The following is a 26610-nucleotide window of genomic DNA, read 5'->3' as shown; positions in this document are numbered from 1 at the left end:
GAAGCCTTTGCCGCGGGTCGGTGCCATCCTGCCCGTCACGAGCCGCACGGAGCGTACCATCGAGCGTCTGCTGGCGATTGGCTACGCCCTTGACGGCTGCTGGCGTGCCTAAGCCGCCGCTTGGGCGGCATGGAGCGGCAGGCCCTGCGGGATGCCGTGCTTTGCCACATCGTCAACGAGCCTTGAAGCCCTGCACGACCGGTCGCGCTCTGTCCGCCTGGCAGGATGCGCTTCCGACCAGCAGGCGGAGCAGGGTCGTAGCAGACGCCGCTGCGGCTCCTTGAGGCTACGGCGCCAATCTGATGGAGGTTGTTGCCGTAGGCATAGGCCGCATACTGGCCGCCGCGGTCACTGTGGTGAACGAGCTCCCAAGGCGGTCTTTGCCCTTGCACCGCCGTCATGACGACACCTGTCGTCAAGGCGGCCTGTATGTGATCGCCCATCGCCCGCCCGACCATCTTGCGGGTGGCAAGGCCCTGCACGATGGCCAGGTAGAGCTAGCCCTCGCCGGTGGGCAGGCAGGTGATGTACGCAAGCCAAAGGCAATTGGGCGCCAAGCCACAAGAAGCACTGCTGCAGCAGGTTGGGCGCGATGGGCAGGGGATGCCGGCTGTCGGTTTTGCCCGGTCGGAACGCGCGACCGACGAGAGCCCGGATACCGCGGCGGCGCATCAGGCGTTCCACCCAGCCAGGGCTGGCCGAGCGACCTTCGGCAGGGGCAGTGAGGCGTGGATACGAGGAGCCCCATACCTTCCGTAATGGCTGGCATGAAGCCGGCCTACATCTTCCAGGAGATGGTGATTTCCGGGAGATGGTGACCGGCCGCCGATCTCGTACACTTAGGACGGGCCCGCCGCCGTGGTAGCCGCTCGCGAGACACCGAGCACGCGGCACCTGCGATGCACCGGCCAGGTGCGGGCATGCTGCTCGATGAAACCGTATCTCGCTTTCTGCATCTCGAACGAAGATGCCGGTCGCTTTATTTAGACACAGCACTCCATGCGCGTCCGGTCGAGTTCACGACGGAGCCGGGCGATCTCGGCCACCTGGTCGGACGGCGACGCACCGGGCTCCTCGGCAAGGAGACCGCCAGAGTTTCTGGGCGTACGCGTGAGGCCGCGCCAGACAGGGCTGCGCGTCACTGTCTCTCGCTTGAACTTGGGGCGTGAACTCCCGTCGCGTCTTCACCATCAGATCACCTGACTCGCCTGCAAGAAGCGTGGCAGAGGCGTCGGTGAAATCGTGGAAGGATCAGCAGCGGCCAAGCCAATTCGGCAGACTGCTGCGGTCGATGCGCAGCTCCGGCAACGGCTGGGGCACCGTCATGTCTAACCAAGTAGCGGAGGCGGGCGACTGGTACCGCGGCATAGGCAGTCGGCCATCACGGATCGCTTGGCGCTGTAGCCAGCGGCGCAGCCAGCAGGGCGTGGCTTTGCCCCGGAGCTGTCGGAGCGGCGGCGTGCCGCATGCGCTGCGGGTTCATTTGGGGGCAGTGCACGGGGCATGAGGAGGGACGTGGCTTCAGCCATCCGACTGCCTGCGGATGGCTGCGCAGGTGCGAGCCGTCATAGGGGCGGATGGCGCACCGGCCGTGTCGGCGGCGAGTGCGCGCTGGGAAGAAAGAGGGGCGGCCTCCGGATCGGGGGCCGCCCCAAGCAGGCATCACAACGTCAGGAAGAACTGGGCCGGCCGCACCCTGGGGGGAGAAGGGTCGCCGGCCCATGACCTGAACTGTACGCCTGCGCGGTGAATCAAAGGTTAACAGGCGCGGCTGCGCCAAAACATTCTGGCCTGCCGAAGGCGAATAGTACGTATCATAATATACGGAAGCACGGTTTCGCTTGAAACGCTGCGGTGGCTTGTCCTGCACCGGCGAGGTGCTAAGGCATGAGCAACCCATCGGTATGACAGCAAAGGATGTGTATGTATGAAGCTCCGGCTCCGCCTGTGCAGCGTGTTGACCCTGGTCCTGGCCGTGCCGCTGACCATTCAGTCGCCGGCACGGGCGCAAGCGCAAGGTGATCCTGGGCCGGGAGCCGGCGAGCGGGTCGAGCTGCGCATCCTCGCCATCAATGATTTTCACGGCAACCTGCTGCCGCCGGCCGGGGGCATTAAGCTGCCGGATCCGGACCATCCGGGGCGGACCGTCGCGGTGCCGGCCGGGGGATCGGAGGCGATGGCGACGCTGGTGGCACAGCGCCGGACCGGCGTAGCGAACACGATCTTCGTGGCGGCCGGCGACCTGATCGGCGCCAGCCCGCTCCTGTCCGGCATCCTACACGACGAGCCGACGATCGAGAGCCTGTCGATGATGGGGCTGGAAGCCAGTGCCGTCGGCAACCACGAGTTCGACGACGGCCTGACCGAGCTGCTCCGCCTCCAGCATGGCGGCTGCCCGCCGGGCCAGCCGGACTGCGCTGCCGAGGACCGGTTCAAGGGTGCGGGCTTCCAGTACCTGGCCGCCAGCACGATCGACGATGCGACCGGCCAGCCGGTCCTGCCAGCCTACCATGTGAAGGAGTTCGAGGGGGTGCCGGTGGCGTTCATCGGCCTGACCCTGAAGGGCACGCCCGGCATCGTGGTCCCGTCCGGCGTGGCCGGCCTGACCTTCAAGGACGAGGTCGAGACGGTCAATGCGCTGGTACCGGAGCTGCGCGCGAAAGGCATCGAGGCGATCGTGGTGCTGATCCACGAGGGCGGCTACCCGACCGGTGGAATCAACGAGTGCCCGGCCATCGTCGGGCCGATCACCGGGATCGTGCCGAAGCTCGACCCGGCCGTGGACCTCGTGATCAGCGGCCATACCCACCAGGCCTATGTCTGCGAGATCGACGGGCGCCTCGTCACCAGCGGCGACAAGTTCGGGACGCTGGTGACCGAGATCGACCTGACCCTCGACCGGAACAGTCGTGATGTCGTCGCGGCCAGGGCTGAGAACCTCGTCGTCCGGACCGGGGAGCTCGCCAAGGACCCGGGGCAGACGGCGCTGATCGAGCACTACGGGAAGATCGTGCAGCCGCTGGCCGAGCGCGTGGTGGGCCATGTGGCAGTAGCTCTGACCAAGGAGGAGACGTCGGCGGGCGAGACCACGCTCGGTGACGTGATCGCCGATGCGCAGCTGGCGGCGACCCGGGCCGAGAGCGCCAGCGGCGCGGAGATCGCCTTCATGAACCCGGGCGGGGTGCGCACCGAGCTGCCCTTCAGGAACGGCGGTGCCGTCACCTATGCCGACCTGTTCGCCGTGCAGCCGTTCGGCAACTCGCTCGTGACCATGGAGGTGACCGGGCGGCAGATCGAGCGGCTCCTGGAGCAGCAATGGCTGGACCAGCCCAAGCCCCGCATCCTCCATGTCTCGGCCGGCTTCACCTATCGCTGGGACGGCACCAAGCCGCCGGGCGAGCGGGTGGACCCTGCCAGCATGATGCTGCATGGCCGGCCGATCGAGCCGGAGGGGGCCTACCGGATCACCGTCAACGGCTTCCTCGCCGAGGGGGGCGACGGGTTCTCGGTGCTGAAGGAGGGCAAGGACCGGGTGACCGGGCCCTACGATGTCGATGCGCTGGCCGACTATTTCGGCGAGCTGGAGGTGGTGAAGCCGGGGCCGCTCGACCGGATCGGCCGGGTCGACTAGGGCCGGGTGTGCCGGGGTAGCGCACCCATGCCGGTTGCCAGGACACTTCGCCTGCGTGGCATCGGGGAAGCATCCTGGCTTGGCAGCGTCGCACATCGCGAGCCGTAACGCGCGTGGGGCCAGCGAGCATGGACCTTTGAGGTGGCTCAGTGCTTCGCCACGGGATCCTCGATCATCGTGGCGAAGCCGGTGTGATCGCAGACTGGCCCGTCATGATCGACGTCCGGCTGTGCGGCTACCTCCATCGCGGTGCCGAGCACAGCAGCGGCATGACCCGCGCGTTGTCGAGCTGCATCGCCGGGAGTTCCTGCGGCTGGCGCTCGAAGTCGGGCGGCGGCGTCTGGAACACGCCGTCGGTCAGGACCTTGGCAGCTTGCTCCGCATCACCCGCCTCCACAGCGTCGGTGACAGGATGAGGCACCGAACGACGTCGGGATCGGCCAGTGCTGCGGCGATGGTCACATCCTCGCCATAGGACCATTCGACCAGTCGTTGGTACCGAAGTATTGGAGGGCAGGAGCAATGAAGCGATACTTGCCGGTCATCTCCGCCCGGATCGGGTCTCAGGCACCGAGGTCGCTCACCCCGCCATGCCTCCTGGCGGCGTCCAAGGACGGTTCTTTGGGCCTTTCCTCGGACAGTGGCATCGAGGCCCGCAGCGCCGGCGGCCAGGCGGCGGCCGGCGCTGGCGGGAACGATCAGGCTGCCCGGGCGGCGGCCCCCTCGGGCCGGCCGGCCGGCCGGTCCTCGTGGATGCAGGCCAGGGCTATCAGGGTGAGCACGGCCGAGCCGGTCAGGTAGTAGCCGACATGGCTGAGCCCATAGCTGGAGGCCAGCCAAGTCGCGATATAGGGGGCCAGCGAGGCGCCGAAGATGCCGGCCAGGTTGAAGGCGAGCGAGGCGCCGGTATAGCGGACCGCGGTGGGGAAGGGGTCGGCCAGGGCGGCGCCCAGGGGGCCATAGGTCATGCCCATCAGGGCCAGGCCCAGGATGCAGAACAGCAGGGCGGAGGCGGGATCGCCCGGCTGGAACAGGCTGGACAGGACCAGGCCGAACAGGCCGATCGTGGCGGTGACCAGGCCCAGCACCAGCCGGCGGCCGAACCGGTCGGACAGCCAGGCCGCCACCGGGATGGTCAGGCCGAAGAACAGGACGCCGATCATCTGGTAGATCAGGAACTCGACCCGGGTGTAGCCCAGCGCCGTGGTGCCCCAGCTCAGCGAGAACACCGTCATCAGGTAGAACAGCACGAAGGTGGCCAGGGCCGCGACCGTGCCGATCAGCACGTTCAGCTTCTGCTCGCGCAACACGACCATCACCGGGACGGCGACCCGCTCCTGCTTCTCGATGGCGCGGCGGAAGGCCGGAGTCTCGGAGATCCTCAGCCGGACATAGAGGCCCACGATCACCAGGATGGCGCTGAGCAGGAAGGGCAGCCGCCAGCCCCAGGCGAAGAAGCTCTCATCGGTCATGGTCTCGGTCAGCAGCAGGAACAGCGCGGCCGAGAGCAAAAAGCCGATGGGGGCGCCCAGCTGCGGGAACATGCCGTACCAGGTGCGCCGGCCGGGCGGGGCGTTCTCGGTGGCGAGCAGCACGGCCCCGCCCCATTCGCCGCCCAGGCCCAGCCCCTGGCCCAGCCGGCACAGGGCCAGGAGCAGCGGTGCCGCGACGCCGATCGTCTCGTAGGTCGGCAGCAGGCCGATCAGGACGGTCGACACGCCCATGGTCATGAGGGCCGCCACCAGCGTCGCCTTGCGGCCGATCCGGTCGCCGAAATGGCCGAACAGGGCGGCACCGATCGGCCGGGCGAAGAAGGCGATGGAGAAGGTGGCGAACGACTGCAGGATCGCCGAGGTGGGGTCGCTCGCCGGGAAGAACAGGTGGGGGAACACCAGCACCGCGGCGGTGGCGTAGATGTAGAAGTCGAAGAACTCGATCGTGGTGCCCACCAGGCTCGCGGTGAGCACGCGGCGCGGGTTGTCGGCGACCGGCTGAACGTTGCGGGAGTGCATCGAGATCCGTCCGAAAGGGCCCTGGGATCAGGCCGGCAGCATGGACCGCACCGGCAGGCCGCCGGCGGGTCGGGTCGATGGGGCAGGTCCATAGAACCGGCCACGAGCCAAAACCAGCCCGGACGTGCGGGACGCCGGCAGGTGGCGTCGATGCCGCACGGTCAGCCGCGCACGTCCTCCAGGTGCCGGCGCAGGGCCGGCAGGTCGAGCACGACCATGGCGGCGCGCGAGCGGCTGAGGAGGCCCCGGCGCTTGAGCTCGTTGACCACGCGGTTGACTGCCTCGCGATGGCTGTCGCAGCGTGACGCCAGTTCCTCGTCGGTGGGGGCGGGGACGATCTGGACCCGCACCGCGTCCGAACGGTCCGCCGCCGCCTCGGCCAGGCGGACGATGCCGCCGATGATCCGCACCGCCGCCTTCGCCCCGTTCTCCGCGACCCGGTCGCTCAGGGCACGGACCAGCCGCGCCAGGGATTTGAGCACCTCCTCGGCTACGCCCGGATGGGCCGCCACCAGGCGGTGGAAGCCCGCGGCGGAGATGCGCAGCAGCCGGCTCGGCTGCATCGCCTTGGCGTTCGCCGAGCGCGGCTTGCCGTCCAGGGCTGCCAGCTCGCCGAACCCATCGCCCGGCTCGTAGTGGCGAAAGCCGATCTCGCGCCCGGTGAACCCGGTGGTGCTGATGGCGATCCGCCCGGAGATCAGGATGTAGACCTCGCTGCTGTGGTCGCCGGTGCGGAACAGCATGCGGTTCTTGGGCAGGGTGACGAGGCTGCCTTCCTGAAGGACGTGGCGCAGGCCGGCCTCGTCCAGCCGGCGGAACCAGCGGCACTTCGCCAGCACGGGCAGGATCTCCGCACTGCGCGGGTGCCGTTGCAGCGTCCGGGCGTCCGGCTCGTCCATACGTTCGGCCACGCAGGCCGGTGGCATGTCGTCGGAATCGGTCATGGCGGCAGGCCCGCGCGGAGCAGGCCGATGCGGAAGCGCTCCTTGTCGTCCTCCAGTGCATCGGGCTGGGTGTCCATCCAGCCGCTCACCGTGAAGCCGGGCTGGCGGCGCAGCACCTCGTCGCGCCAGCGATACGCCTCGTCCAGCATGTCGAGATGGGCATAAGCCGACGCCAGCAGCCGTGCACCCTCCCCAGGATCGCGCATCTTCTGGATCACCTGGATGACCCGCCGGTACTCGCCCTTCTGGAAATACACGTCGCCCAGCCGCCAGAACAGAATGTCGGGCGTGTCCGGCTCGAGCTGGATCGCGCGCTCCAGCAGGGCCTCGGCCTCCTGGGTCCGGCCGGCATAGGAGTGGACGATGGCGAGCTGGGACAGGATCTCGCTGTCGTTGGGATTGTGGCGCAGCGCGGTCTCGTAGGTGGCGAGCGCCCGGTCGAGCTCGCCGCGATAGAGCTGGACCCAGCCGAGCTCGCCATGGGCGCGCGCATCGCTCGGGTCCAGCCCGATCGCGTGCTCGGCGCAGATCTGGGCCAAGTCCATCGAGCGGTCGGGTGCATCGCTCCAGCGATAGCGCCACTCATGGTTGTAGGCCCGCGACAGGTTGCTCCAGGCGCGGGCGAAGTTGCGGTCCAGGTCGATCGCCTGCTGGAACAGGCTGCGCGCCCGCGCATTGCCGGCCGGATCGTAGCGGTTCATCTCGTAGCGGCCCCGCAGGACCAGATGGTAGGCCTCCAGGCTGCTGGTGCCGCGGCCCAGCGCCTGGCGCTCCTCGTGGCGCACCAGGCCGCCCACCAGGTGTCCCACGATCTGCCGGGTCAGCTCGTCCTGGACGTCGGCCAGCTCGGTGAAGCCGCCGCTGTAGCGCCGGGACCAGGCGACGAACCCGGTCTCGACCTCGACCAGGTTGGCGTTCAGGCGGAAATGGTCGCCCAGCAGCATGACCACGCCTTCGAGGATGTAGCGCACGCCCAGTGCGCGGCCGATCTGCTGGAGGTCGCCGCCGCGGCTGCGCAGGGCGAAGGAGGTGGTCCGGCCGATCACGAACAGCTCGCGGAAGCGCGACAGGTCGGTGATGACGTCCTCGGTCATGCCCTCGGCGAGATAGGCGTACTGCCTGGCCTCGCCGCGCAGGCTGAACGGCAGCACCACGATGGACGGGATGCCCGGCAGGTGAACGCGGCCGAACGGGCTGGTGGCCGCCTCGTCCGGCTCGTTCGGCCGGCGCAGCCGCCACAGCCGGACCGGGCGCACGATGTTCTTGAGCCGGACCTCGCCGAGATCGACCGGTTCCAGCCCCTCGGCCGCCCCCAGGCTCAGCACGAAGCCGTCCGAGGCGCAGATCGTGCCGGGTGCCGCCTGCTCCTGGATCCGTGCGGTCAGGTTGACCGCGTCGCCCCAGATCCCGTCGCCGTCCACCAGCACCGCACCGCGGTGCAGGCCGATCCGGTAGCGCAGGGTCTGCTCGCCGCCGGCCAGCTCGGTCTGGATGCGGACCGCGCAGCGGGCGGCATGGCGGCAGGTCGGGAACTCCGCCAGCACGCTGTCCGCCGCCAGGTTGACGATGCGGCCCCCCTGGCGCTGGACCTCGTCCTCGAACACCGCGAAGGACCGCTTGAGGGCGCGGAAGGTGCCGGTCTCGTCGTGCCCCATCCGGCCAGTATAGTTCTCGACGTCGGCGTGCAGCAGCACGGCATCACGGCGCGCGGGGCCGGCCTCGTCCGGCAGCGGGCCGATGCTGAACTCTCCGGGCGTCGGTTCGATGGCGGGCGGCACGTTCTAGTACGTTTTGCTTGAGGGCGGCTTCCGGTCGGATGGTCAACCCGACAGCATCGTGAGAAAAATCACAGATCCAGCCATTCACCAAGGGTAGCTTGAGCGACGGCCGGGTCGGTGTGCGTATGCAATCGATTTCTAACCGGCGTAGCGCAAGGCTGATCCGATGACGAGCACGGCAGGCGCCAGTTCCGGCAAGCGGGCGGGAATCCTGATCCGCGACGAGCAGGATGTTACCTACTTCATTCCCTTGGATGAACTGGTAAATTATCGCCTGCCGGACGATCAGCAGCTCGGCTCCGCCACGGGCGACCGGGCGGTCGACGCGCTCAATGCTGCCGCACCGATCCACCGGCTCAAGAACGCAATCCTCACCGAGGACGGCATGGAGTTCGAGGCCGATCCCGCGAGCCCGCGCGGCGGCAAGGACAAGTTCAAGATCGATTCAATCGTGGCCGATCCCGGCAGTGCGCGCGGCGGCAAGGACAAGTTCGCGCCCGGCAGGTTCGGTGACGACTGAGGCGCGCCCTTCGTTCGAGCCGCCACCGTCGGCCAAGCGCTGGTGGACGGGCAGCCACCGGACCCGCCTGCCGGAAACGACCCTGGCGGACCTCCTCCCGCATCTGCCGGCCTATGGCATCACCCGGCTGGCCGACCTGACCGGCCTGGACCGGGTGGGCGTGCCGGTATGGTCGGCGGTGCGGCCCCGCACCCGCTCGCTGTCCGTGGCCCAGGGCAAGGGGCTGGACCCGGTCCTGGCCAAGGTGTCGGCGATCGTCGAGGCGATCGAGCTGTGGAGCGCCGAGCGCTTGGCACCGGAGCGGCAGGGCTGGGCGGGCGAGCCCCTGGTCACCGCCCACGACCTCTTCAGCGGCGAGCCGGGCCTGGTCCCCTGGGCCGCGGTTTCCCTGGACGCGCGGGTGGCGACGCGGCCGCGGCCGTGCGGGACCTCCAATGGGCTGGCCGGCGGCAACTGCCGCGACGAGGCGCTGCTGCATGGCCTGTGCGAGCTGGTCGAGCGCGACGCGCTGGCGCGGGCGGCAGCCATCGGCCAGGTCGCGGGCGGGCTGCCCCGCATCGACCCGGCCAGCGTCCAGGACGGGCAGGCCAGGCGGCTGATCCGGTTGCTCGACGAAGCCCAGGTGCTCCATGCCGTCTGGCGCCTGCCGGCCTGCGTGGACCTGCCGGTGTTCCTTTGCCATGTCATGGACGCGGCCGAGCTCGGCGATGATGCCCGCGGCTGGGCACATGGCTCGGGCTGCCATCCCGACCCGGTGGTGGCCTGGCTGCGTGCGGTGACCGAGGCGCTGCAGGCCCGCCTGACCCATATCTCCGGGGCGCGCGATGACACGGGCTGGGACCGCTACGCGCCCCTCGACCTGGACCGGGTCGGGCGCCAACGCCGCATCCTGCGGGAGGGCAGGGGGCTGCGGCCGCTGCCCGCGCCTAGCGCGCTCGGCCCCGGCGACAGCATCGCGGACGACGTGGCCATGGTGCTCGCTGCGCTGCAGCGTGCCGGGATGGGGCCGGTGCGGGCCGTGGACCTGCCCTCCGGACCGGCACCGGTCGCCGTGGTCAAGCTGCTGGCACCGGCCCTGCGGGAGCCCGTCCACTGAACCGCGCGGTGATCTTCGCGGGGCCCAGCCTGCATGGTGTCGCGCCGCCGCTGCCGGACGGGGTCGAGCTGCGCCCGCCCGCAGCGCTGGGCGATCTGTGGCAGGCGGCCTTGGCCGGCTACCGGATCCTGGGGCTGGTCGACGGCCGGTTCGGCGACGTCCCGGCCATCTGGCACCAGGAGATCCTGGCGGTGCTGGACATGGGTGCCACCGTGCTCGGTGCCGCCAGCATGGGGGCATTGCGCGCTGCCGAGCTGGACGGGCTGGGCATGATCGGGCTGGGCCAGGTCCATGCCGCCTTCCGCGACGGGCTGCTGGTCGCCGACGACGAGGTCGCGGTGGTGCACGGGCCGGCCGAGACCGGCTTCGCCCCAGCCAGCGACGCCCTGGTCGACCTGCGCGCCACGCTCGATGCCGCCAGCGCCCGCGGCGAGATCGCCGTCCACGAGGCGGTGCTGCTCACCGAGGCGATGCACCGGATCTGGTTCCCCGAGCGCAGCCGCGCCCGGCTGGTGGCGGAAGCCCAGTCCCTGCTCGGCCCGGCGCGCGCGGGCGTGATCGAGGAATTGTGCGCGGAACGCTGGGTGTCGGTGAAGACCGCCGACGCGCTGCTGCTCGTGGACGAGGTCGTGGCGCTCCAGGCGCGCGGCCTGCCCGCAGGTCGGGGCGACGGCGCGTTCGAGGAAACCCTGCCCTGGCGGGCGGCGCGCCTGAGCCTGCCCGGCAGCAACCCGATCGATCGCCCCTCGGAGGAGCCCATGCCCAGTTGGTTCGACCGCGCCCCTCTGACCGCGCCGGACCGGCGGCCCTGGGCACTGGCGCTTTATGTCGGTGCCGACAACGACCTGGCCGCCGACGTGGGCGGGGACATCGACGAGCTGCGCAGCGCTGGCGCCAGCCCCAAGGTGCATGTGGCGGGCCAGGTCCATGTGCCGGGCTGCTCGGTGTCCGGCCGGTTCCTGCTGGGCCCCAAGGCCGATGGCGAGCTGCGGGCCCCCATCGAGATCGCCCCCTTCGGCCCCCGCAATTCCGGCGACGCCGCGACGCTCACGGGCTTTTTGGAGTGGAGCCTGGTGGCATTGCCGGCCGACCGGCGCGCCCTGGTGATGTGGGGCCATGGCCGCGGCCTGTCGGTGCTGGGCGACGATACCGAGGGCGGCTGGATCGAGCTGGACGAGCTCGGCCGGGCCTTTGCCACCGCCGGGCTGGACACCGACCGCCGCCTGGCGCTGCTGGGCTTCGATGCCTGCATGATGGCCAGCGCCGAATGCCTGGTGGAGTGCGCGCCGTTCGCGGACTGGATCGTCGCCTCCCAGCAGGTGGTGCCCGACGAGGGCTGGGCCTATGACGCGATCCTCCAGGGGCTGGGCGCGGCGGTGCTGGAGCCCGAGGCGCTCGGGCGGCTGATCGTCGACAGCTACGTGGCCGACCATGGCAGGCGCCGCCAGGGGGACGTGGACATCGCCCTGCTCGACCCCGACCCGGCGGGCGACCTGGCCCGCGCCGTGGGCGCACTCGGCGACGCGCTGATCCCGCTCCTGGCAAAGGACGGCAAGGCGATCGACGGCCAGCGCATGCTGGCCCGCACCTTCCGCAACGGCGAGCTGGTGGATATCGGCGACGTGGCGGACCGGCTCCTCGCGGTCTGCGACGACCGCCGCCTCCAGTCAGCCGTCCGGTTCCTGAAGGAGCAACTGGCGGCGATCGTGGTGCACCAGCGCTCGATCCGCGGCTTCGATGCCCAGGGCCAGGCGCAGCCGGATCCGGCGCGCTGTGGCCTCTCGCTGGTCTGGCCGCGCATCGCCGGCTCCTGGCAGCGCCTGCGCCCAGCCTATCAGCGCCTGCGCCTGGTGCGGGAGGGCGGGGAGGGCTGGGTGCGCTTTCTCGACGCAGCGCTCGGTTCTGGCACGGCCTGACGTCATGTGATCAATGTCACAGACCGACGGGCTGGCAGGGCATACGTGGTTCTCGTGCCTCCCTCGCACGTGATTCTTCGAGCTCCGGCCGCCGAGCGACCAGTCCCCCCGTAGCTCGGCGGCCGGCTTTTTCTCAGGCGGCACGTGATGCCGCTCCCGGGCTTGACGCCCGGCCGCCCCGGTCGCCACCATCGATCCTAGAACGCCCATCCGGCCTGCGCCCCACTTGGCCCGCGCATGGTGCGCTTTCGGGGGATCCTTCGCGATGGCGTCGACCGACGCGCTGTTCCAGCCCTTGACCATCCGGAACTGCACGATCCGCAACCGGGTGATGAGCACCTCGCATGCGCCGTCCTACGGCAAGGACGGCATGCCGCAGCTCCGCTACCAGCTCTACCACGAGGAGAAGGCCAAGGGCGGCATCGGGCTGACCTCCGTGGGCGGCTCCTCCTCGGTGGCGCCGGACAGCCCGGCCGCACTCTGGAACCAGCTCGACATCGGCGAGGACAAGGTCATCCCGTTCCTCCAGGAGTTCAGCGAGCGGGTGCACCGGCACGGGGCCAAGATCTTCTGCCAGATCACCCATATGGGCCGGCGGACCCGCTGGGACGCCGAGAACTGGATGGCGACCATAGCACCCTCGCCCCTGCGCGAGCCCTCGCACCGCTCCTTTCCCAAGGAGATGGAGGACTGGGACATCCGGCGGGTCCGGCAGGACTATGCCGCGGCGGCGCGCCGGCTAAAGGAAGGCGGCTTCGATGGGGTGGAGGTCCTGGCCGACAGCCATCTGCCGGGCCAGTTCTGGTCGCCGCACGTCAACCGCCGCACCGATGGCTATGGCGGCTCCACCGAGAACCGCAGCCGGTTCACGCTCGAACTGTTCGAGGCGGTCCGCAAGGCCATCGGCGACGACATGGTGTTCGGCATCCGCATGTCCGGCGACGAGCTGCTGGACGACGGCATCACGCCCGAGGAAGCCATCAAGCTCGCCCGCATCCATGTCGGCCAGGGCTGCATCGATTATCTCAACATCAACTGCAGCCACGTCTATACCGAGCGGGGCCTGGCCAACCTGATCCCCAACATGTCGATGCCGGTGGCGCCCTATCTCGCCCTGGCGAGTCTCATCAAGCGCGAGATCGGCACGGTGCCGGTGTTTCATGCCGGCCGCATCCCCGACGTGAACACCGCTGCCCGCGCGGTGGCGGAGGGCCATGTCGACATGGTCGCGATGACCCGCGCCCACATCGCCGACCCGCACATCGTCAACAAGCTGCGGGAAGGCCGGGCCGACGACATCCGCCAGTGCGTGGGGGCCGGCTACTGCATCGACCGGATCTATGTCGGCGGCGACGCGATCTGCATCCAGAACCCCGCCACCGGCCGGGAGGCGACCCTGCCGCACATCGTGCCGAAGGGACAGGGCGGGAAGAAGGTGGTGGTGATCGGCGGCGGGCCGGCCGGCATGGAGGCCGCCCGGGTCTCGGCCGAGCGTGGCCACCAGGTCGTCCTGTTCGAGAAGGCTCCAGCGCTGGGCGGGCAGATCACGCTCGCCAGTAAGGCCGACTGGCGGGAAGGCCTGAACGGCATCACCCGCTGGCTGCACGGTCAGTTGCGCAAGCTGGGCGTGGAGGTCCGGCTCGCGACTGAAGCCACGGTCGAGGCGGTGGCGGCGGAGGACCCCGACATCGTGGTGGTCGCCACCGGCGGGCACCCGAACCTGAACGAGGTCAAGGCCCAGCCTGGCCACGTGGTCAGCACCTGGGACATCCTGAACGGCACCGTCGCCCCCGGCGAGAACGTCCTCCTGTTCGACGACCATGCCGACCATCACGGGCCCTCGGTCGCGAGCTTCCTGATCAAGCGCGGCAGCAAGGTCGAGGTCGTGACGCCGGAGCGCAAGCTCATGGTGGAGGTCGGCATGACCAACTTCCCCCACTATCTGCGCGACCTCTACAAGAGCAAGGCAGTGATCACCCCGGACACAAGGCTGACCGAGGTCTATCCCGAGGGCAACAAGCTGGTGGCGGTGCTGGTCAACGAATACACGGACGAGGAGGAGGAGCGGGTGGTCGACCAGGTGGTGGTCGAGCACGGCACGCTGCCCGACGATGAGATTTACTTCAAACTGAAGCCACTCAGCCGGAACCTGGGCGAGGTCGACATGCGCCGGCTGCGTGACCGGCTGCCCCAGGAGATCGTGCGCCACCCGGACGGGCGCTTCATGCTGTTCCGGGTGGGCGATGCGGTCGCCTGCCGCAACATCCATGCGGCCCTCTACGACTCCCTCCGGCTGTGCCTGACCTTCTGATGGGGCCGGGCTGATGGGTTCGGGCGGCGTCGTCCTCCTCATCCTCCTGGGGGCGCTCGGCTGGGCGCTGATCGGGGTGCTCGGGCGGGTTGCCGGCTGGCGGGCCGGGCGGCCGGCGAAGGTCGACTGGCTGGCGGGGCTCCTGGCCCTGCCGCGCCGCTACTTGGTCAATGTCCACGAGGTGGTTGCGCGCGACCGCTATGCCTCCACCATGCATGTGATGGCGGCGGGCGGGCTGGTGCTGGCGCTGCTGCTCCTGGTCCTGGTCCATGGCTTCGGCATCGCCAGCCCCTGGCTGGCCTGGCCGCTGCTGCTCGCCTGCGGCCTGACCCTGCTGGGTGCCGAGCGCGTCCTGCGCCGCCGCACCGACCGGCCGCCCCGCCTGTCCGGGGGGCGCTGGAACCGCTTCGGCTGGGCGATCGGCGGCTTCGCCCTGGGGCTTGCCTGGTTCACCCTGCCGGCCGCGGGCGTCATGGCCGACCCTGGCCTGTTTCATCCGGCGTCGCTGGTCTTTGCCGCCCTGCTGGCCTGGTCGGCCTTCGAGCTGGCCGATGGTCTGGCCCATGGCCCGATGCGCCATGCCCTGGCCGGTGCCCTCAATCTCGTCGCCCATCCGAGGGCGCAGCGTTTCTCCGCCGACCGGCCGGTGGCCGCCATCCACCCGATCGACCTGGACGCGCCGAAGCTGGGGGTGGAAACCCCGCAGGACTTCACCTGGAACCGGCTGGTGATGGCGGATGCCTGCGTGGCCTGCGGCCGCTGCGAGGAACAGTGCCCGGCCTTTGCCGCCGGCCAGCCGCTCGACCCGAAATTCGTGATCCGCGCGGTCGCGATGGCCCAGGCCGCCGACCATGTCGACGACCGGCACTATGCGGGCCGCCGCTGGCCCGGGCTGGAAGGGCGGGTGGGCGAGGGCGGTGCCGCCCGGCCGCTGGTCGCCGACGGGGGGCTGATCCCGCCAGCGGCCCTTTGGGCCTGCACGACCTGCCGTGCCTGTGTCGAGGCCTGCCCGATGATGATCGAGCATGTCGACGCGATCATCGACCTGCGCCGCTTCCAGACCCTGGAGCTGGGCGCCGTGCCGGGCAAGGCCCCGGCAGCACTGGCCGAGCTCGCGGCTTCCGACAACATCCATGGCCGGGCTGCCGCACGGCGGATGGATGCGTTCGTCGACCTGGACCTGCCGCTGCTGCGCGAGGTCAAGAGCACCGACCTGCTGCTCTGGCTGGGCGATGGTGCCTTCGACCCGCGCGGCCAGTGCGCGATCCGCGCCTTCGTCCAGGTCGCCCGCCATGCCGGCCTGGAGCTGGCGGTGCTGGGCGAGGAGGAGCTGGACACCGGCGACCTCGCCCGGCGCTTAGGCGACGAGGCGCAGTTCCAGCGCCTGGCGGAAGCCAACATCGCGACGCTCGCCCGCTACCGCTTCCGGCGGATAGTCACCACCGACCCGCACGTGCTGAACAGCCTGCGTAACGATTACCCGGCGATGGGCGGCCATTACGAGGTGGTCCACCACACGGCCGTCCTGCTGGAGCTGGCCCTGGCCGGTCGCCTCCAGTTCCAGCCGAGCGATGGACAAGGCGCGTTCACCTATCACGATCCCTGCTATCTCGGCCGCTGGAACGGCGAGTTCGAGGCGCCGCGCCGGCTGCTCGACCTGCTGGGCGAGGGGCGGGTCGAGATGGCCCGGCACGGGAAGACGGCGCGCTGCTGCGGCGGCGGGGGCGGGGCGCCGCTTACCGACATTCCCGGGCCGCGGCGGATTCCGGACATGCGCATGGCCGATGCGAAGGCGACCGGGGCGGACACGGTGGTGGTGGCCTGCCCGAACTGCGCGGTGATGCTGGACGGGGTCACCGGCGACTATCCCGCGGTCGCCGAGGTCGCCGAGCTGGTGCTGGCGCGGCTGGCCGTGCCGGCCGAGCGGGTGGTTGCATGAGCGCCCGCCCGCGCCGCGATCCGCATGCCGAGCGGGCAAGGGCAACCCGGGTCGGTCCCGCCGGCCGGGCGCGCCGTATCCTGGGCGACGTGGCACCGGCAGCACCGGTGCGGCCGCGCCGCGACCCGCACGCCCTGCGTACGGCCGCCGTGCCCGGCCCGGCCGGCCGGATGCGCCTGGACCCGCATGGCGGCGAGCTGCTGGCCCATATGCCCTCCCTGGCCGCGCCGGGGGCGGAGCAGCCGATCGTCGTGGAGCGGCCTGCCTGCCTGATCCTGGCGGTGCTCGACCTGCCGGGCGGGCGGCTGGAAGGCAGCGATCTCGGCCTCCTGGCCGCTGCCCGCGATCTGGCCGACCGGCTGGAGGGGGCGGTCCTGGCGCTCACCCTGCACGGACGGCCCGACCTCGGCCGGCTGGGCGTGGACCGCCATATCGCCCTCGACCTGCCGGACCGGTGGGACCCTGCGGCCGCGCTTTCCGTGCTGGGCACCGTGCTGGCCGACCACGCCCCGGCCCACATCCTGTTCGCCGAGACGCCGCTGCTGGGCGCGGACGTCGCCCGCCGCCTGGCGGCCGCCACCGGGCTTCCCGCCGCGTTCGCCGTGCATCGGCTGGAGCCCGACGAGATCCGCGCACGCGGCGCCGGGCTCGACCTGGTGGGCCCGCCGCCGCCGATCATGACCCTGCACGAGGTGCTGCTCGCCGACCGGCCGGAGCCCGTCCTGCGCGAGGCGCGGCCCGTGGCCGTCGCGGTCAGGCCCGATGCCGGCCTCATCGAGGATCTGGGCGAAGTTCCCGTCGACCTCACTGGGGCACCACTTGCCGAGGCGGACCTGATCGTCAGTGCCGGCGACGGGGTGACCGACTGGCCGGCGTTCCACGCGCTGGCGGCGCGGCTGAACGCCACGGTGGGCGGCTCGCGCCAAGTCTGCGACCGCGGCCTGCTGCCCCGCGACCGCCAGGTCGGCGCGTCCGGCACGCTGGTGGCGCCCAGGGCCTATCTCGCCTTCGGCATCAGTGGGGCCCCGCAACATCTGCAGGGGATCGAGCGCTGCCAGCGGGTGGTGGCGGTCAACACTGACCTCCATGCCAAGATGATCGAGCGGGCCGACCTCGCGATCGTGGCCGACGCCCAGGCGGTGATGCCCGCACTTCAGACCCTCCTGGAGCAGCGGCGTCATGGCTGAGATCGTGGCCCTCCTGTCCGCCGGCTGCCATCCCGAGACCGGGCGCCTGCGCCCGGCAGCCGGGGATGCCGCCGCCCTGGCGCTGGGCCTGGCGCTCTGCGCGTCTGGTCACCGCCTGATCGGCCTGCATGCGGGGCCGGCCGACGACGCGCTGCGCGTCTATGCCGGCTTTGCCGCGTTCGACCTGGTCCGTCTCGACCTGCCGGCCGAGGCCGACGCCCTGCCGGCGATCCTCCCCTGGCTCGCGGAGCGGCACCCGGCCCTGGTGCTGGCGGGCGCCAGGGCGGAGCAGGGTGCTGGCACCGGGCTCCTGCCCTATGCCCTGGCCCAGGCCATGGGTGCCGCCTGCATCCCGGAGGTGGCGGGGGTGGAGGAACTGGCCGAGCGCGTGACCCTGGTGCAGGCGCTGCCGGGCGGGCGGCGACGGCGGCTGGCAGCACCGGCACCGGCCGTGCTGGTGGCGGCGGCGAGAGCGGCCCCACCGTCCGGCTGGGCCTATGCCCGTGCCCTGCGGGCGCGGACCGTGCCTGTTACCGTCCAGGAGCCGGCAGCGACACCCGCCTGGCGCAGCGAGCCGGCCCGCCCGCTGGCCCGGCCGGTGCGCCGGATCCGGGGTGGTGCTGCGGCGCGCATGGCCGCGGCCACCTCGTTCACCGCAGGCAAAGGCCAGCTCCTGGTCCAGCCGCCGCCGGACGAGGCTGCCCGGGTGATCCTGGCCTATCTGGAGGCCGAGGGGCTGCTGCGCTCCTGATGCATGCCTGACATGACGAGGCGGCGACACTATGTTCGGCGGGACATGGCCAGCCTCCCGCACTCCCACGAGCACGACCACCAGCACTGCATCGCCGATGCGCTGGCGACCGCCGACCGCGTCTGCAGCCGCAATGGCGGCCGGCTGACGGCGATCCGCCGCCGTGTCCTGGAGATCGTCTGGGCCAGCCACCGCCCGGTCGGCGCCTACGACATCCTGGAAAGCCTGTCCGCCGAGCGTGGCCGGGTAGCACCGCCCACCGTGTACCGGGCGCTCGACTTCCTGGTGGGGCAGGGGCTGGTCCATCGGATCGACCGGCTGAACGCCTTCATCGGCTGCCCGCATCCCGACGAGCCGCACAGCAGCGCCTTCCTCCTGTGCCGCTGCTGCGGTGAGGTGGCGGAGCTGGCCGCAGGCGAACTGGACACGGCGCTGGCCGGGATCGCCAAAGCCAGCGGGTTCCAGGTGGAAAGCCGCACGGTGGAACTGGCCGGTCTGTGCCGCAACTGCGCCGCGTCCGAAGCGGCGGGCGCCCAGACATGAGCAGCCGCCCCCGCCTGATCGTGGGCATCACCGGGGCATCCGGTGCGGTCTATGGCGCCCGACTGCTTGAGGTGGCGCGCGACCTGGACGTGGAAACCCACCTGATCCTCACCAGGGCGGCGCGGCTGACCATCGCCTATGAGCTGGATCGGTCGATCGACACGATCGAGGCGCTGGCCGACCGGGTCCATCCGGTGGCGGACGTGGGGGCGTGCATCGCGTCGGGGAGCTACCGGACGCTCGGCATGGTGGTGGCACCCTGCTCGATGAAGACGGTGGCCGCGATCGCCTCGGGCGTGACCGACAACCTGCTGACGCGGGCGGCCGATGTCGTGCTCAAGGAGCGCCGCCGGCTGGTGCTGCTGGCGCGCGAGACGCCGCTGCATCTGGGTCACTGCCGCAACCTCCTGGCGGTCACGGAGATGGGTGCGATCGTCGCCCCGCCCGTGCCGGCCTTCTACGCCAGGCCGCGCAGCATCGAGGACATGGTCGACCATACGATCGGCCGGGTCCTGGACCTGTTCGACCTCGATGCCGGGCTGGCGCATCGCTGGCGTGACGACGCACCAATAACGAGTTGACGGCAGAGCATCGGCTGGCCTGCGAGCCCGTCGCTCCGGATGTTCACACGACTTCAGCCGAAGTTGTCGCGAAGACTTCCGCCAGTATTGTTCGGTTCTTGATTTTCTCGGAAAAATCGCCAGCAGGTCACCGCCTATCAGGACGTGGTGCTGATGGGCGGCTGGTAGTATCCTAGAAGAATCCTTCTGCTAGCCTGCCTTGGCGGTCGATATGAGTGGTCGCCCGAAGGTCCGGTTGACTATGCCCTTCAGGCACATGCAGGCGGGAAGGTCCGACCCGGCCGGGTATAGCATGTGCCATGCTCTGTCCTGGGAGCAGGCGCTGCCGGCTGCGTCGGCGATTGCACCACTGGAGGACATGACGATGCTTTCGGGACGTGCTGGTCCGCCCGCGGCGGGCATTCGTGCGATTCGAGCTTGGCGGACGTTCGCGGTGGCCCTGGTGCTGGCAGCGATGGCGTGGATGCTGCCGGGTACCGCCCGAGCCCAGTGGGGTGGCTGGGAAAGCCTGGGCGGCATCATCAAGGAGGAGCCCGAGTGCGTCAGCTGGGGCTTCAACCGGATCGACTGCTTCGCCCGGGGCACCGATCGGGCCATGTGGCACCGTTGGTGGGATGGCCGGAGCTGGACGGCTGGGAGAGCCTGGGCGGCATCATCAGGGAGGAGCCGTCCTGCGTGACCTGGAGCCGTAACCGGATCGACTGCTTCGCACGCGGGACCGACCGCGCCCTGTGGCATCGCTGGTGGAACGGGAATCGCTGGCTGGGCTGGGAAAGCCTGGGCGGCGTGATCACGCACAAGCCGGAATGCGTGAGCCGGGCGTCCAACCGGATCGACTGCTTCGGGCGCGGCACCAACGGCTCGATGTGGCGGCGCTGGTGGGATGGCAGGCAGTGGCTGGGCTGGCAGAACCTGGGTGGAATCATCAAGGAGCAGCCGTCCTGCACGAGCTGGGGCCCGCAGCGGATCGACTGCTTCGCGCGCGGCACCGACGAGGCACCGTGGCATCGCTGGTGGGACGGTTCGCGCTGGCGCGGCTGGGAAAGCCTGGGCGGCATTCTCACCCACCGGCCGGAATGCCTGAGCTGGGGTCCGCGCCGCCTGGACTGCTTCGGGCGCGGCAGCGATGGGGCGCTCTGGCATAACTGGTGGCCCGACGACTGAGCTTCCTTCTCGCTTGTCATGGGTGCCCGGATCAGCCGGGCACCCTGCTGCGCGCAGGCTGGGCAGCCGAAAGCAACGTCGCGGCCTCGGCCCTGTTCTGGGAAGCAACATGCCATTAACCGATTAACCTCGGGCGCTTCTCGTTGGCGGCAAATCGTGCTGAGCTTGCGGACGACCAGAGGGCGAGCGCAGGGAGGCAGCGCGATGATCCCCATTCCCCGGCCCGGGACACCGGAGCGCCAGCGCCTGATCGACACGCATTGGCGATGCATCCAGTCGATGAAGGGCGTGGCCGGCTGCGCGATCCTCGAATGTGCCACGCCCGGCGACACCACCGATGTCGGCGGCGGCATCTATGACGACCCGCTGCTGCGCCAGGTCCTGTTCCGAATGCGGGCCCAGCCGCCCGCCGGCAAGCTCGTGGTCATCTGCACCAAGCCCGACCGGGAATGGCGCATCGGCCGGCTGTCCGGCATCCGCGGCGTGCCGCCCAGCTTCGTGGATGAGCGGGTGTTCGAGGACGAGCAGGAGGTCCAGCACGCGATCTTCCTGATGCGCCTGGACGAGCTGCCCGAATCCGACGGCATGCCCGAGCATTTCCACGAAGGCTGGAAGCGCGGCGCCTACAACTGGACCTGACCGCCCAACCCTCCCGCCATCCCGATCGTCGAGAGCAAGAACGTGGCGCCCGTGGCGCGCCATGCGGAGAGCCCAGCATGCCTGCGATGCGCCTGACCGGATATGCCGACAAGTTCAGCGTCCACCCCGGCGAGCCGATCAGCTTCTTCGTCAACTGCGACGGCCCCAGGACCTACCGGGCCGAGATCGTCGAGCTGGTGAACGGCGACACCAACCCGCGCGGGCCCGGCTTCATCGAGCGCCATGTGCCGAGCGACATCGAGGGCGAGTATCCCGGAAGGCCGCAGGTGATCCATAGCGGCTCCTATGGCTGGGTGGCCGACTGCCCGCAGCTCGACCTCCAGAGCTTCACCCTGCAGTGCTGGATCTGGCCGACTGCGCCAAAGACCCACGAGCGCTACTGGAAGCACGGGCCCCAGGCGATCATCGGCCAGTGGAGCAGGGGCAGGGGCTATGGCCTGTTCATCGATGTCGATGGCCATCTGGAGCTGCGGGTCGACGACCAGGTGGTGACGGCACCCATGCCGCTGCGCGACCGTGCCTGGCACTTCGTCGCGGCCAGCTTCGATGCGGCCACGGGCAGGGCGGTGCTCCATCACGAGCCGCAGGTCGTCTATGCGCTGGACCCGGTGGCGGAGCCGGTCGAGGCGCAGCTCAGGCCGGGCCTGACCCATGCGGCCGCACCGTTCGTGATCGCGGGCTATCCGGCCGAGGCCATGCCGGGCGACCGCCAGCATCCGTCCGGCTTCCGGATCGCCGGCAACTATAACGGCAAGATCGATGGGCCGCGCCTGTGCAACCGGGCGCTGTCGCGGCTCGAGATCGAGATGATGAAGGCCGGTGCCGATCGCGGCCTGACCGAGCGCACCCATGCCGGCCCGACCAACGCGCTCGCCAGGTGCCTGGTGGCCTCCTGGGACTTCGGCCAGGGCATCGATACGCTCATCGGCCACGACCGCGGCCCCTATCGCCTCGACCTGACCCTGGTGAACTGCCCGACCCGGGCCATGACCGGCCACAACTGGCGGGGCGAGAATTTCGACTGGAAGCACGCCAAGGACGAGTACGGCGCGATCCACTTCCACGACGACGACGTGGACGATGCCCGCTGGGAGGTGGACTTCACCTGGACCGTGCCGGAGGGCACCAGGAGCCGCGCTTATGCGGTCAAGCTGACCACGGCAGAGGGCGACGAGGACTATCTGCCGTTCTGGGTGGTGGCGAAACTCGGCACGACGTCGGCGAAGATCGGGGTGATGATCCCGACCATCAGCTATCTCGCCTATGCCAACGAGCACATGGCGACCAATGGCGCCGGGGCCGAGCTGATCATGTATCGCGTGCCGATCATGCAGGACCAGAACATGTTCCTGGCCGAGCATCGCGAGTACGGCAGCTCGCAATATGACGTGCATACCGACGGCAGCGGCGTCAGCTTCTCGTCGCGCCTGCGGCCGATCCTGAACATGCGGCCGAAATACGATACCTTCGTGGCCCAGGCGCCCTGGCAGTACAATGCCGACCTGCATCTGATCTACTGGCTGGACCGGATGGGCTACGAGTACGAGGTGTTCACTGACGAGGACGTCACCTACGAGGGCCTGGCTCGGCTCCAGCGCTACAACGTGGTGCTGACCGGCTCGCATCCCGAGCACAACAGTGGCCCGCAGATCGACGCGCTCCACGACTACACCCAAGCCGGCGGCCGGCTCATGTATCTGGGCGGCGATGGCTGGTACTGGGTGCAGACCTACCATCCGGCCTATGATCATCTGGGCCGGGGCGTCATCACCGAGCTGCGCCGCTGCGAGAGCGGCATCCGGCCCTGGTTCGCCGATCCTGGCGAATACTACCACCAGAGCACCGGCGAGCTCGGCGGCATGTGGCGCTTTCGCGGGCGGATGCTGCACGCGGTGGCCGGCGCCGGCATGGCCGCGCAGGGCTTCGACGTCGGCACCTACTACACCCGCACGCCGGACAGCACCAACCCGCGGATCGCCTGGGCGTTCGAGGGGATCGGGCCCGACGAAAAGCTCGGCAATTTCGGCCTGTGCGGCGGCGGTGCCGCTGGCCTCGAGGTCGACATTGTCGACACCATGCTGGGCTCGCCGCCGCACACGCTGACCGTGGCGACCTCGGCCGGCCGGCATACCGAGGCCTATCTGCTGGTCGGCGAGTATTACGGCACCAGCCAGCCCGGCATCGACGGGACCCAGCATCCGCGGGTCCGCTCGGACCTGGCCTATCACGAGACCCCGAACGGTGGCGCCTGCTTCGCCTTCAGTTCGATCGCCTATTGCGGGGCGCTGCCCTGGAACAATGGCGACAACAATATCTCGAAGCTGACCAAGAACGTGCTCGACCGGTTCATGCAGGACGGCCCGCTGCCGCCGCCCCCGCCGGAATCGATCAAGCCGCGCGGCCGCGCCGACTACGACCCGAACGCCATGATCCCCTGATGGAGCCGGACTTCACCGATCCGGCCACCTACCGAAACGGGCTGCCGGCGGCTGCCTTCGGCTCGTCCGGGTTCGGCCGGCTGGAGGACGAGCGGCTGTGGCCAAAGGTCTGGGTGTGTGTCGGCCGGGCTGAGGAGATCCCGAACCCCGGCGACCTGCTGCCCTACACGGTGGGCGTCCATGGCATCCACGTGCAGCGGATGGCGGACGGGGGGCTGGTGGCACGCCTCAACAAGGCGCAGCACGGCGGCTGCCACTTCATCCCGCTGCAATGCCAGAGCGGCAGGAAGACCCGCTGCGGCTTCACCTCCTGCGGCTACAGCCTGGACCGTCCGGCCATCCCGGCCGGGCCGGACGGCGAGCCGGTGCCCGAGATGTACCAGTATCTCGGCATGCGGCCCGAGCGCCTGCCGGTCCTGCCGCTGGCCCTGCAAGCCGGGCTGCTGTTCGTCGCCGTCGATCCGGCACTAGGCGAGCGCCCGCCCGAGCCTGGCCCGTTGCCGCTCCACGCAGCACCGGCTTGCTGGCGCACGCTCGCCGGCAACTGGAAGCAGGTGGCCGCAGCGCTCCTGGCCGGGGACGGCGACGAGCCGGCAACGTGCGCGACTTGGCATTTCCCGAATCTCGTGCTGCTGCAGGGCGAAGGTGAGACCTGCATGGTCGTGCTTCAGCCGGTGGCACCAGAGCGCACCTTGTGCCGGCTGAGCCTGCTGGCCCGGACTCCGCCTGCCGACCAGGCGCGTGCCGCCTGGACGGCCCAGGTCGAGCGATGGGCTGCCGCCGCTGCACCGGCGGACCTGCCCCAGCACCGGTGGCTGATCGAACTGCTGCTCGCCGGGCCGGCCCGTCCGACCGGCCCGCGCCCGGACAGCGTCTATCGCAGCCATCCCCGCTTCAACCACGTCGCCTGAGCGGCCATGCAGCGCGCCTACAGCGTCAGCCAGATCCAGTTCGACTGCCTGAGCTATATCAAGGAGTTCGGCGCCAGGCCCGAAGAGTGGCTGGTCGGCACGGCCGAGGCGCCTGAGCCGTTCCTCGAGGTTCATGGCGGGGCAGGCGGCCTAGCGGTGCCCTGGCTGGCCAAGCCGGCACTCACCCCGAAGGCAGCGCAGGCGGTGGCGGCGGGGCTCCACCGGCGCTACGGCGTGGCGCTGGCAGCCCCGCCGCCCGATGGGCCGAGAGGCCGCTACGTCTGCCTGCTGCGCCGCCCTGCCGGCTAGGCCGGGGGCGGCACCGCCCGCGCCTGTGCCAGCTCGCCCACCCGCTGGCAGTGCGCCACCAGTTGCGGGGTGGCCTGGACCGTCTCCTTCAGCGGCGTGTCGATCTCGTAGCAATGGATGTTGGCGACGAAGCCGTAGATCGCCGCGTCGATGCCGTGCACGCGGTCGCCGAACAGGAACGGCCCGTCTCCCAGCAATGCCGCCAGCACCTCCAGGTCCCGTACGCCCCGGGCATAGGCATCGGCCGGCTCGTAGCGGCCGATGCCCTGGTAGTGGTAGCGCTGGAAGTTGTAGCCGCGCGCCGCCTCCAGCTGGTCGGCGGTCAGCTCCGCATGGGTCGTCAGCAGGGCATCGCGGAACAGCGGCCAGTAGCGGTCGTCCCGCCAGCGGGAATACGACATCACCCAGTAGAGGTCGTCCAGCATGCGCCGGACCAGGAGGTCGGTGCAGCGCTGGGACGGGCTCAGGTCCCGGTCGATCGCGAGGTCGAGCTTCGCCGTCAGGTGCGCGATGATCGCATCACTGTCGCCGATGACCTGGCCGTCGTCGTCCAGATAGGGCAGTTGCCCGCGCGGTGCCGCGCTCGCGTCGATGATGTGCGCGTGCCGGAACGGGACGCCGCACAGCTGCATGAAGGTCGCCACCTTCAGCCCGTAGGGGTTGTTGTCCGACAGTCCGAACAGCTGGGGGTAGGAGAACAGCGTGAGGGTCATCGAAGGGACGCTCTTTCCTCGCAGCCAAATGCAATCCAGCTTGGGCGTGTCGGCTGGTTCCGACCACCGTCATTCTGTCACCGAGCATCTTCCGTCCGCCACATGGCGACGTGCGGGATGCCCGCGTCGTCGAACGGCTCGCCTTCCGCCCTGAAGCCCAGCCGCGCGTAGAAGCCCTGCGCATAGGTCTGCGCGTTCAGGAGCAGGGTGGCATGGCCCTGCGCTGCCAGCACCTGGGCCGCAAAGCGCACCAGCCGCTGGCCCAGCCCCAGGCCCCGCGCCTCTTTCAGCAGCGCCACCCGTTCAATCTTGCCCACCGCACCATCCCGGCCATAGGCCCGCAGCCGTGCGGTCCCGACCACCCGGCCGACGACCGTCGCCACCAGGTGCCGGCACTGGTCGTCCAGGCCATCCATCTCCTCGGCCAGCGACACGCCCTGCTCGTCGCAGAACACCGCGCACCGCACGTCCAGCGCCGCCGCCACTTCCGCCTCGTCCCGGGCGAAGCGGACGATGCCCGTGCCTTCTGGCAGCTCCAGCACGTCCGCCCGCATCGGCTGGCGGAACGCCCTTCCGTCCTCAACTGCCCGGCCATGCCGGGCGAAGGCTGCCTCGACCGCGTCCTTGGCCTGCGCCACCGCCGCCGCCCGTTCCGGATCGACCGTGACGAAGCCTTCGAGGATGGAAGGCACATCCTTCGCCCGCCGCTCGATCTCGAAGAACCGCCGGTCGCTCGGAACGAACCCGACGACCCCAGCGCGCGCCAGCGCTGCGGCCGCCGCGTTGCGGATCCCGGTCTCGTCCTCCACCGGCTGCAGGATCTCGAACCATTCGCCTTCTGGCAGCGGTTCCACCACCACCAGAAGGCCGCCCGGCCGCAGCACTCGGGCGCCCTCGCCCAGTGCCTGGTCCATCCCGTGCACCGGGACGTGGTGCAGGCTGTTGACGAACAGCACGGCGTCGACCGATCCGCTCGCCACCGGCAGGGCTTCTGCCACGCCTTGCAGCAGCCGGTCGCCCTTTGCCTGCGGATCGACGCCCTGGGCATCGAAGCCGTTCCGGCCGAGCCAGCGCACCAGCCCGCCATCGGCGCAGCCGACATCCAGGACCCGCCCCCGCGCAGGAAGGACCGCCTCGAGCACATCGGTCACCCGCACCGTCCCGGTCATCGCTGGCACTCCCTGGCCCTGGCCTGAGCTTCGTCCT

General features: G+C 70.2%; 22 protein-coding genes and 1 pseudogene. 16 read left to right on the top strand and 7 right to left on the bottom strand.

Annotated features, from left to right (window positions below):
* Positions 1-245 precede the first annotated feature (245 nt).
* Positions 246-1191, bottom strand: a pseudogene (locus HLA95_RS29825) (IS3 family transposase); the annotation flags it as partial.
* A 736-nt stretch (positions 1192-1927) separates the two neighbouring features.
* On the opposite strand from HLA95_RS29825, the gene HLA95_RS18780 reads away from it, so the two are divergent.
* Complete coding sequence (locus HLA95_RS18780) at positions 1928-3631, top strand: bifunctional metallophosphatase/5'-nucleotidase (protein ID WP_191060531.1); 1704 nt, start codon at positions 1928-1930, stop codon at positions 3629-3631.
* A 235-nt stretch (positions 3632-3866) separates the two neighbouring features.
* On the opposite strand, the gene HLA95_RS18775 is transcribed toward HLA95_RS18780, so the two are convergent.
* The 4 genes from HLA95_RS18775 to HLA95_RS18760 form a co-directional block, all read right to left on the bottom strand.
* Positions 3867-4052 carry a hypothetical protein gene (locus HLA95_RS18775; protein ID WP_191060530.1) on the bottom strand — a complete coding sequence of 62 codons (186 nt, stop codon included), beginning with the start codon at positions 4050-4052 and terminating at the stop codon, positions 3867-3869.
* Between the two features lie 277 nt (positions 4053-4329).
* Positions 4330-5643: an MFS transporter gene (locus HLA95_RS18770; RefSeq protein ID WP_222184151.1), complete on the bottom strand. Its 1314-nt coding sequence runs from the start codon at positions 5641-5643 to the stop codon at positions 4330-4332.
* 161 nt (positions 5644-5804) lie between these two features.
* Positions 5805-6587 carry a Crp/Fnr family transcriptional regulator gene (locus tag HLA95_RS18765; RefSeq protein WP_191060737.1) on the bottom strand — a complete coding sequence of 261 codons (783 nt, stop codon included), beginning with the start codon at positions 6585-6587 and terminating at the stop codon, positions 5805-5807.
* Positions 6584-8365 carry an adenylate/guanylate cyclase domain-containing protein gene (locus HLA95_RS18760; protein ID WP_191060738.1) on the bottom strand — a complete coding sequence of 594 codons (1782 nt, stop codon included), beginning with the start codon at positions 8363-8365 and terminating at the stop codon, positions 6584-6586. Before HLA95_RS18760 ends, HLA95_RS18765 begins: the two co-directional genes overlap by 4 nt.
* Before the next feature lie 166 nt (positions 8366-8531).
* Here HLA95_RS18760 and HLA95_RS18755 point away from each other — a divergent pair, with 166 nt between their 5' ends.
* The 15 genes from HLA95_RS18755 to HLA95_RS18685 all read left to right on the top strand — a co-directional run bounded on the left by HLA95_RS18755 (position 8532) and on the right by HLA95_RS18685 (position 24691).
* Positions 8532-8885 (top strand): hypothetical protein, encoded by a 354-nt coding sequence (locus HLA95_RS18755; protein ID WP_191060739.1) that lies wholly within the window; start codon positions 8532-8534, stop codon positions 8883-8885.
* The gene (locus HLA95_RS18750) at positions 8875-9981 is read left to right on the top strand and encodes a YcaO-like family protein (protein ID WP_222184150.1); all 1107 of its coding nucleotides are present in this window, start codon (positions 8875-8877) and stop codon (positions 9979-9981) included. The genes HLA95_RS18755 and HLA95_RS18750 overlap by 11 nt, the downstream gene beginning before the upstream one ends.
* A gap of 8 nt (positions 9982-9989) precedes the next feature.
* A complete protein-coding gene (locus HLA95_RS18745) occupies positions 9990-11897 on the top strand; it encodes a TfuA-like protein (RefSeq protein WP_222184149.1) in 1908 nt (635 codons plus the stop codon).
* 265 nt (positions 11898-12162) lie between these two features.
* A complete protein-coding gene (locus HLA95_RS18740) occupies positions 12163-14208 on the top strand; it encodes an oxidoreductase (protein ID WP_191061226.1) in 2046 nt (681 codons plus the stop codon).
* Positions 14209-14221: 13 nt separating this feature from the next.
* Positions 14222-16147: a DUF3483 domain-containing protein gene (locus tag HLA95_RS18735; RefSeq protein WP_222184148.1), complete on the top strand. Its 1926-nt coding sequence runs from the start codon at positions 14222-14224 to the stop codon at positions 16145-16147.
* Complete coding sequence (locus tag HLA95_RS18730; protein WP_222184147.1) at positions 16144-17334, top strand: electron transfer flavoprotein subunit alpha/FixB family protein; 1191 nt, start codon at positions 16144-16146, stop codon at positions 17332-17334. Before HLA95_RS18735 ends, HLA95_RS18730 begins: the two co-directional genes overlap by 4 nt.
* On the top strand, positions 17327-18085 hold the full coding sequence (locus tag HLA95_RS18725) for a hypothetical protein (RefSeq protein ID WP_222184146.1): 759 nt from the start codon (positions 17327-17329) through the stop codon (positions 18083-18085). Before HLA95_RS18730 ends, HLA95_RS18725 begins: the two co-directional genes overlap by 8 nt.
* 45 nt (positions 18086-18130) lie before the next feature.
* Positions 18131-18628: a Fur family transcriptional regulator gene (locus HLA95_RS18720; RefSeq protein ID WP_191060238.1), complete on the top strand. Its 498-nt coding sequence runs from the start codon at positions 18131-18133 to the stop codon at positions 18626-18628.
* Entirely contained in the window at positions 18625-19209 is a 585-nt protein-coding gene (locus tag HLA95_RS18715) for a UbiX family flavin prenyltransferase (protein ID WP_191060239.1), read from the top strand. Before HLA95_RS18720 ends, HLA95_RS18715 begins: the two co-directional genes overlap by 4 nt.
* 358 nt (positions 19210-19567) lie before the next feature.
* Positions 19568-19888: a DUF8189 domain-containing protein gene (locus HLA95_RS18710; RefSeq protein ID WP_222184144.1), complete on the top strand. Its 321-nt coding sequence runs from the start codon at positions 19568-19570 to the stop codon at positions 19886-19888.
* Entirely contained in the window at positions 19885-20373 is a 489-nt protein-coding gene (locus HLA95_RS18705; RefSeq protein ID WP_222184142.1) for a DUF8189 domain-containing protein, read from the top strand. Before HLA95_RS18710 ends, HLA95_RS18705 begins: the two co-directional genes overlap by 4 nt.
* 204 nt (positions 20374-20577) lie before the next feature.
* On the top strand, positions 20578-21012 hold the full coding sequence (locus HLA95_RS18700) for a N,N-dimethylformamidase alpha subunit family protein (RefSeq protein WP_191060241.1): 435 nt from the start codon (positions 20578-20580) through the stop codon (positions 21010-21012).
* A gap of 77 nt (positions 21013-21089) precedes the next feature.
* Positions 21090-23471 (top strand): LamG domain-containing protein, encoded by a 2382-nt coding sequence (locus HLA95_RS18695; RefSeq protein WP_191060242.1) that lies wholly within the window; start codon positions 21090-21092, stop codon positions 23469-23471.
* Positions 23471-24382: an aromatic ring-hydroxylating oxygenase subunit alpha gene (locus HLA95_RS18690; protein ID WP_191060243.1), complete on the top strand. Its 912-nt coding sequence runs from the start codon at positions 23471-23473 to the stop codon at positions 24380-24382. The genes HLA95_RS18695 and HLA95_RS18690 overlap by 1 nt, the downstream gene beginning before the upstream one ends.
* 6 nt (positions 24383-24388) lie before the next feature.
* A complete protein-coding gene (locus HLA95_RS18685) occupies positions 24389-24691 on the top strand; it encodes a hypothetical protein (RefSeq protein ID WP_222184140.1) in 303 nt (100 codons plus the stop codon).
* On the opposite strand, the gene HLA95_RS18680 is transcribed toward HLA95_RS18685, so the two are convergent.
* Both HLA95_RS18680 and HLA95_RS18675 read right to left on the bottom strand, forming a co-directional pair.
* Positions 24688-25404 (bottom strand): glutathione S-transferase family protein, encoded by a 717-nt coding sequence (locus tag HLA95_RS18680; RefSeq protein WP_222184138.1) that lies wholly within the window; start codon positions 25402-25404, stop codon positions 24688-24690. The two genes, HLA95_RS18685 and HLA95_RS18680, sit on opposite strands and share 4 nt — an antisense overlap.
* Positions 25405-25481: 77 nt before the next feature.
* Positions 25482-26573, bottom strand: coding sequence for a GNAT family N-acetyltransferase (locus tag HLA95_RS18675; RefSeq protein ID WP_191061094.1), 1092 nt, complete (start codon positions 26571-26573; stop codon positions 25482-25484).
* Positions 26574-26610 lie beyond the last annotated feature (37 nt).

Origin of the sequence: Geminicoccus harenae (genome assembly GCF_019800005.1) — a bacterium.
Classification (GTDB): Bacteria; Pseudomonadota; Alphaproteobacteria; order Geminicoccales; family Geminicoccaceae; genus Geminicoccus; species Geminicoccus harenae.
Note: the sequence above shows the minus strand (reverse complement) of the source record. Positions and strands in the feature narration are given on the sequence as shown.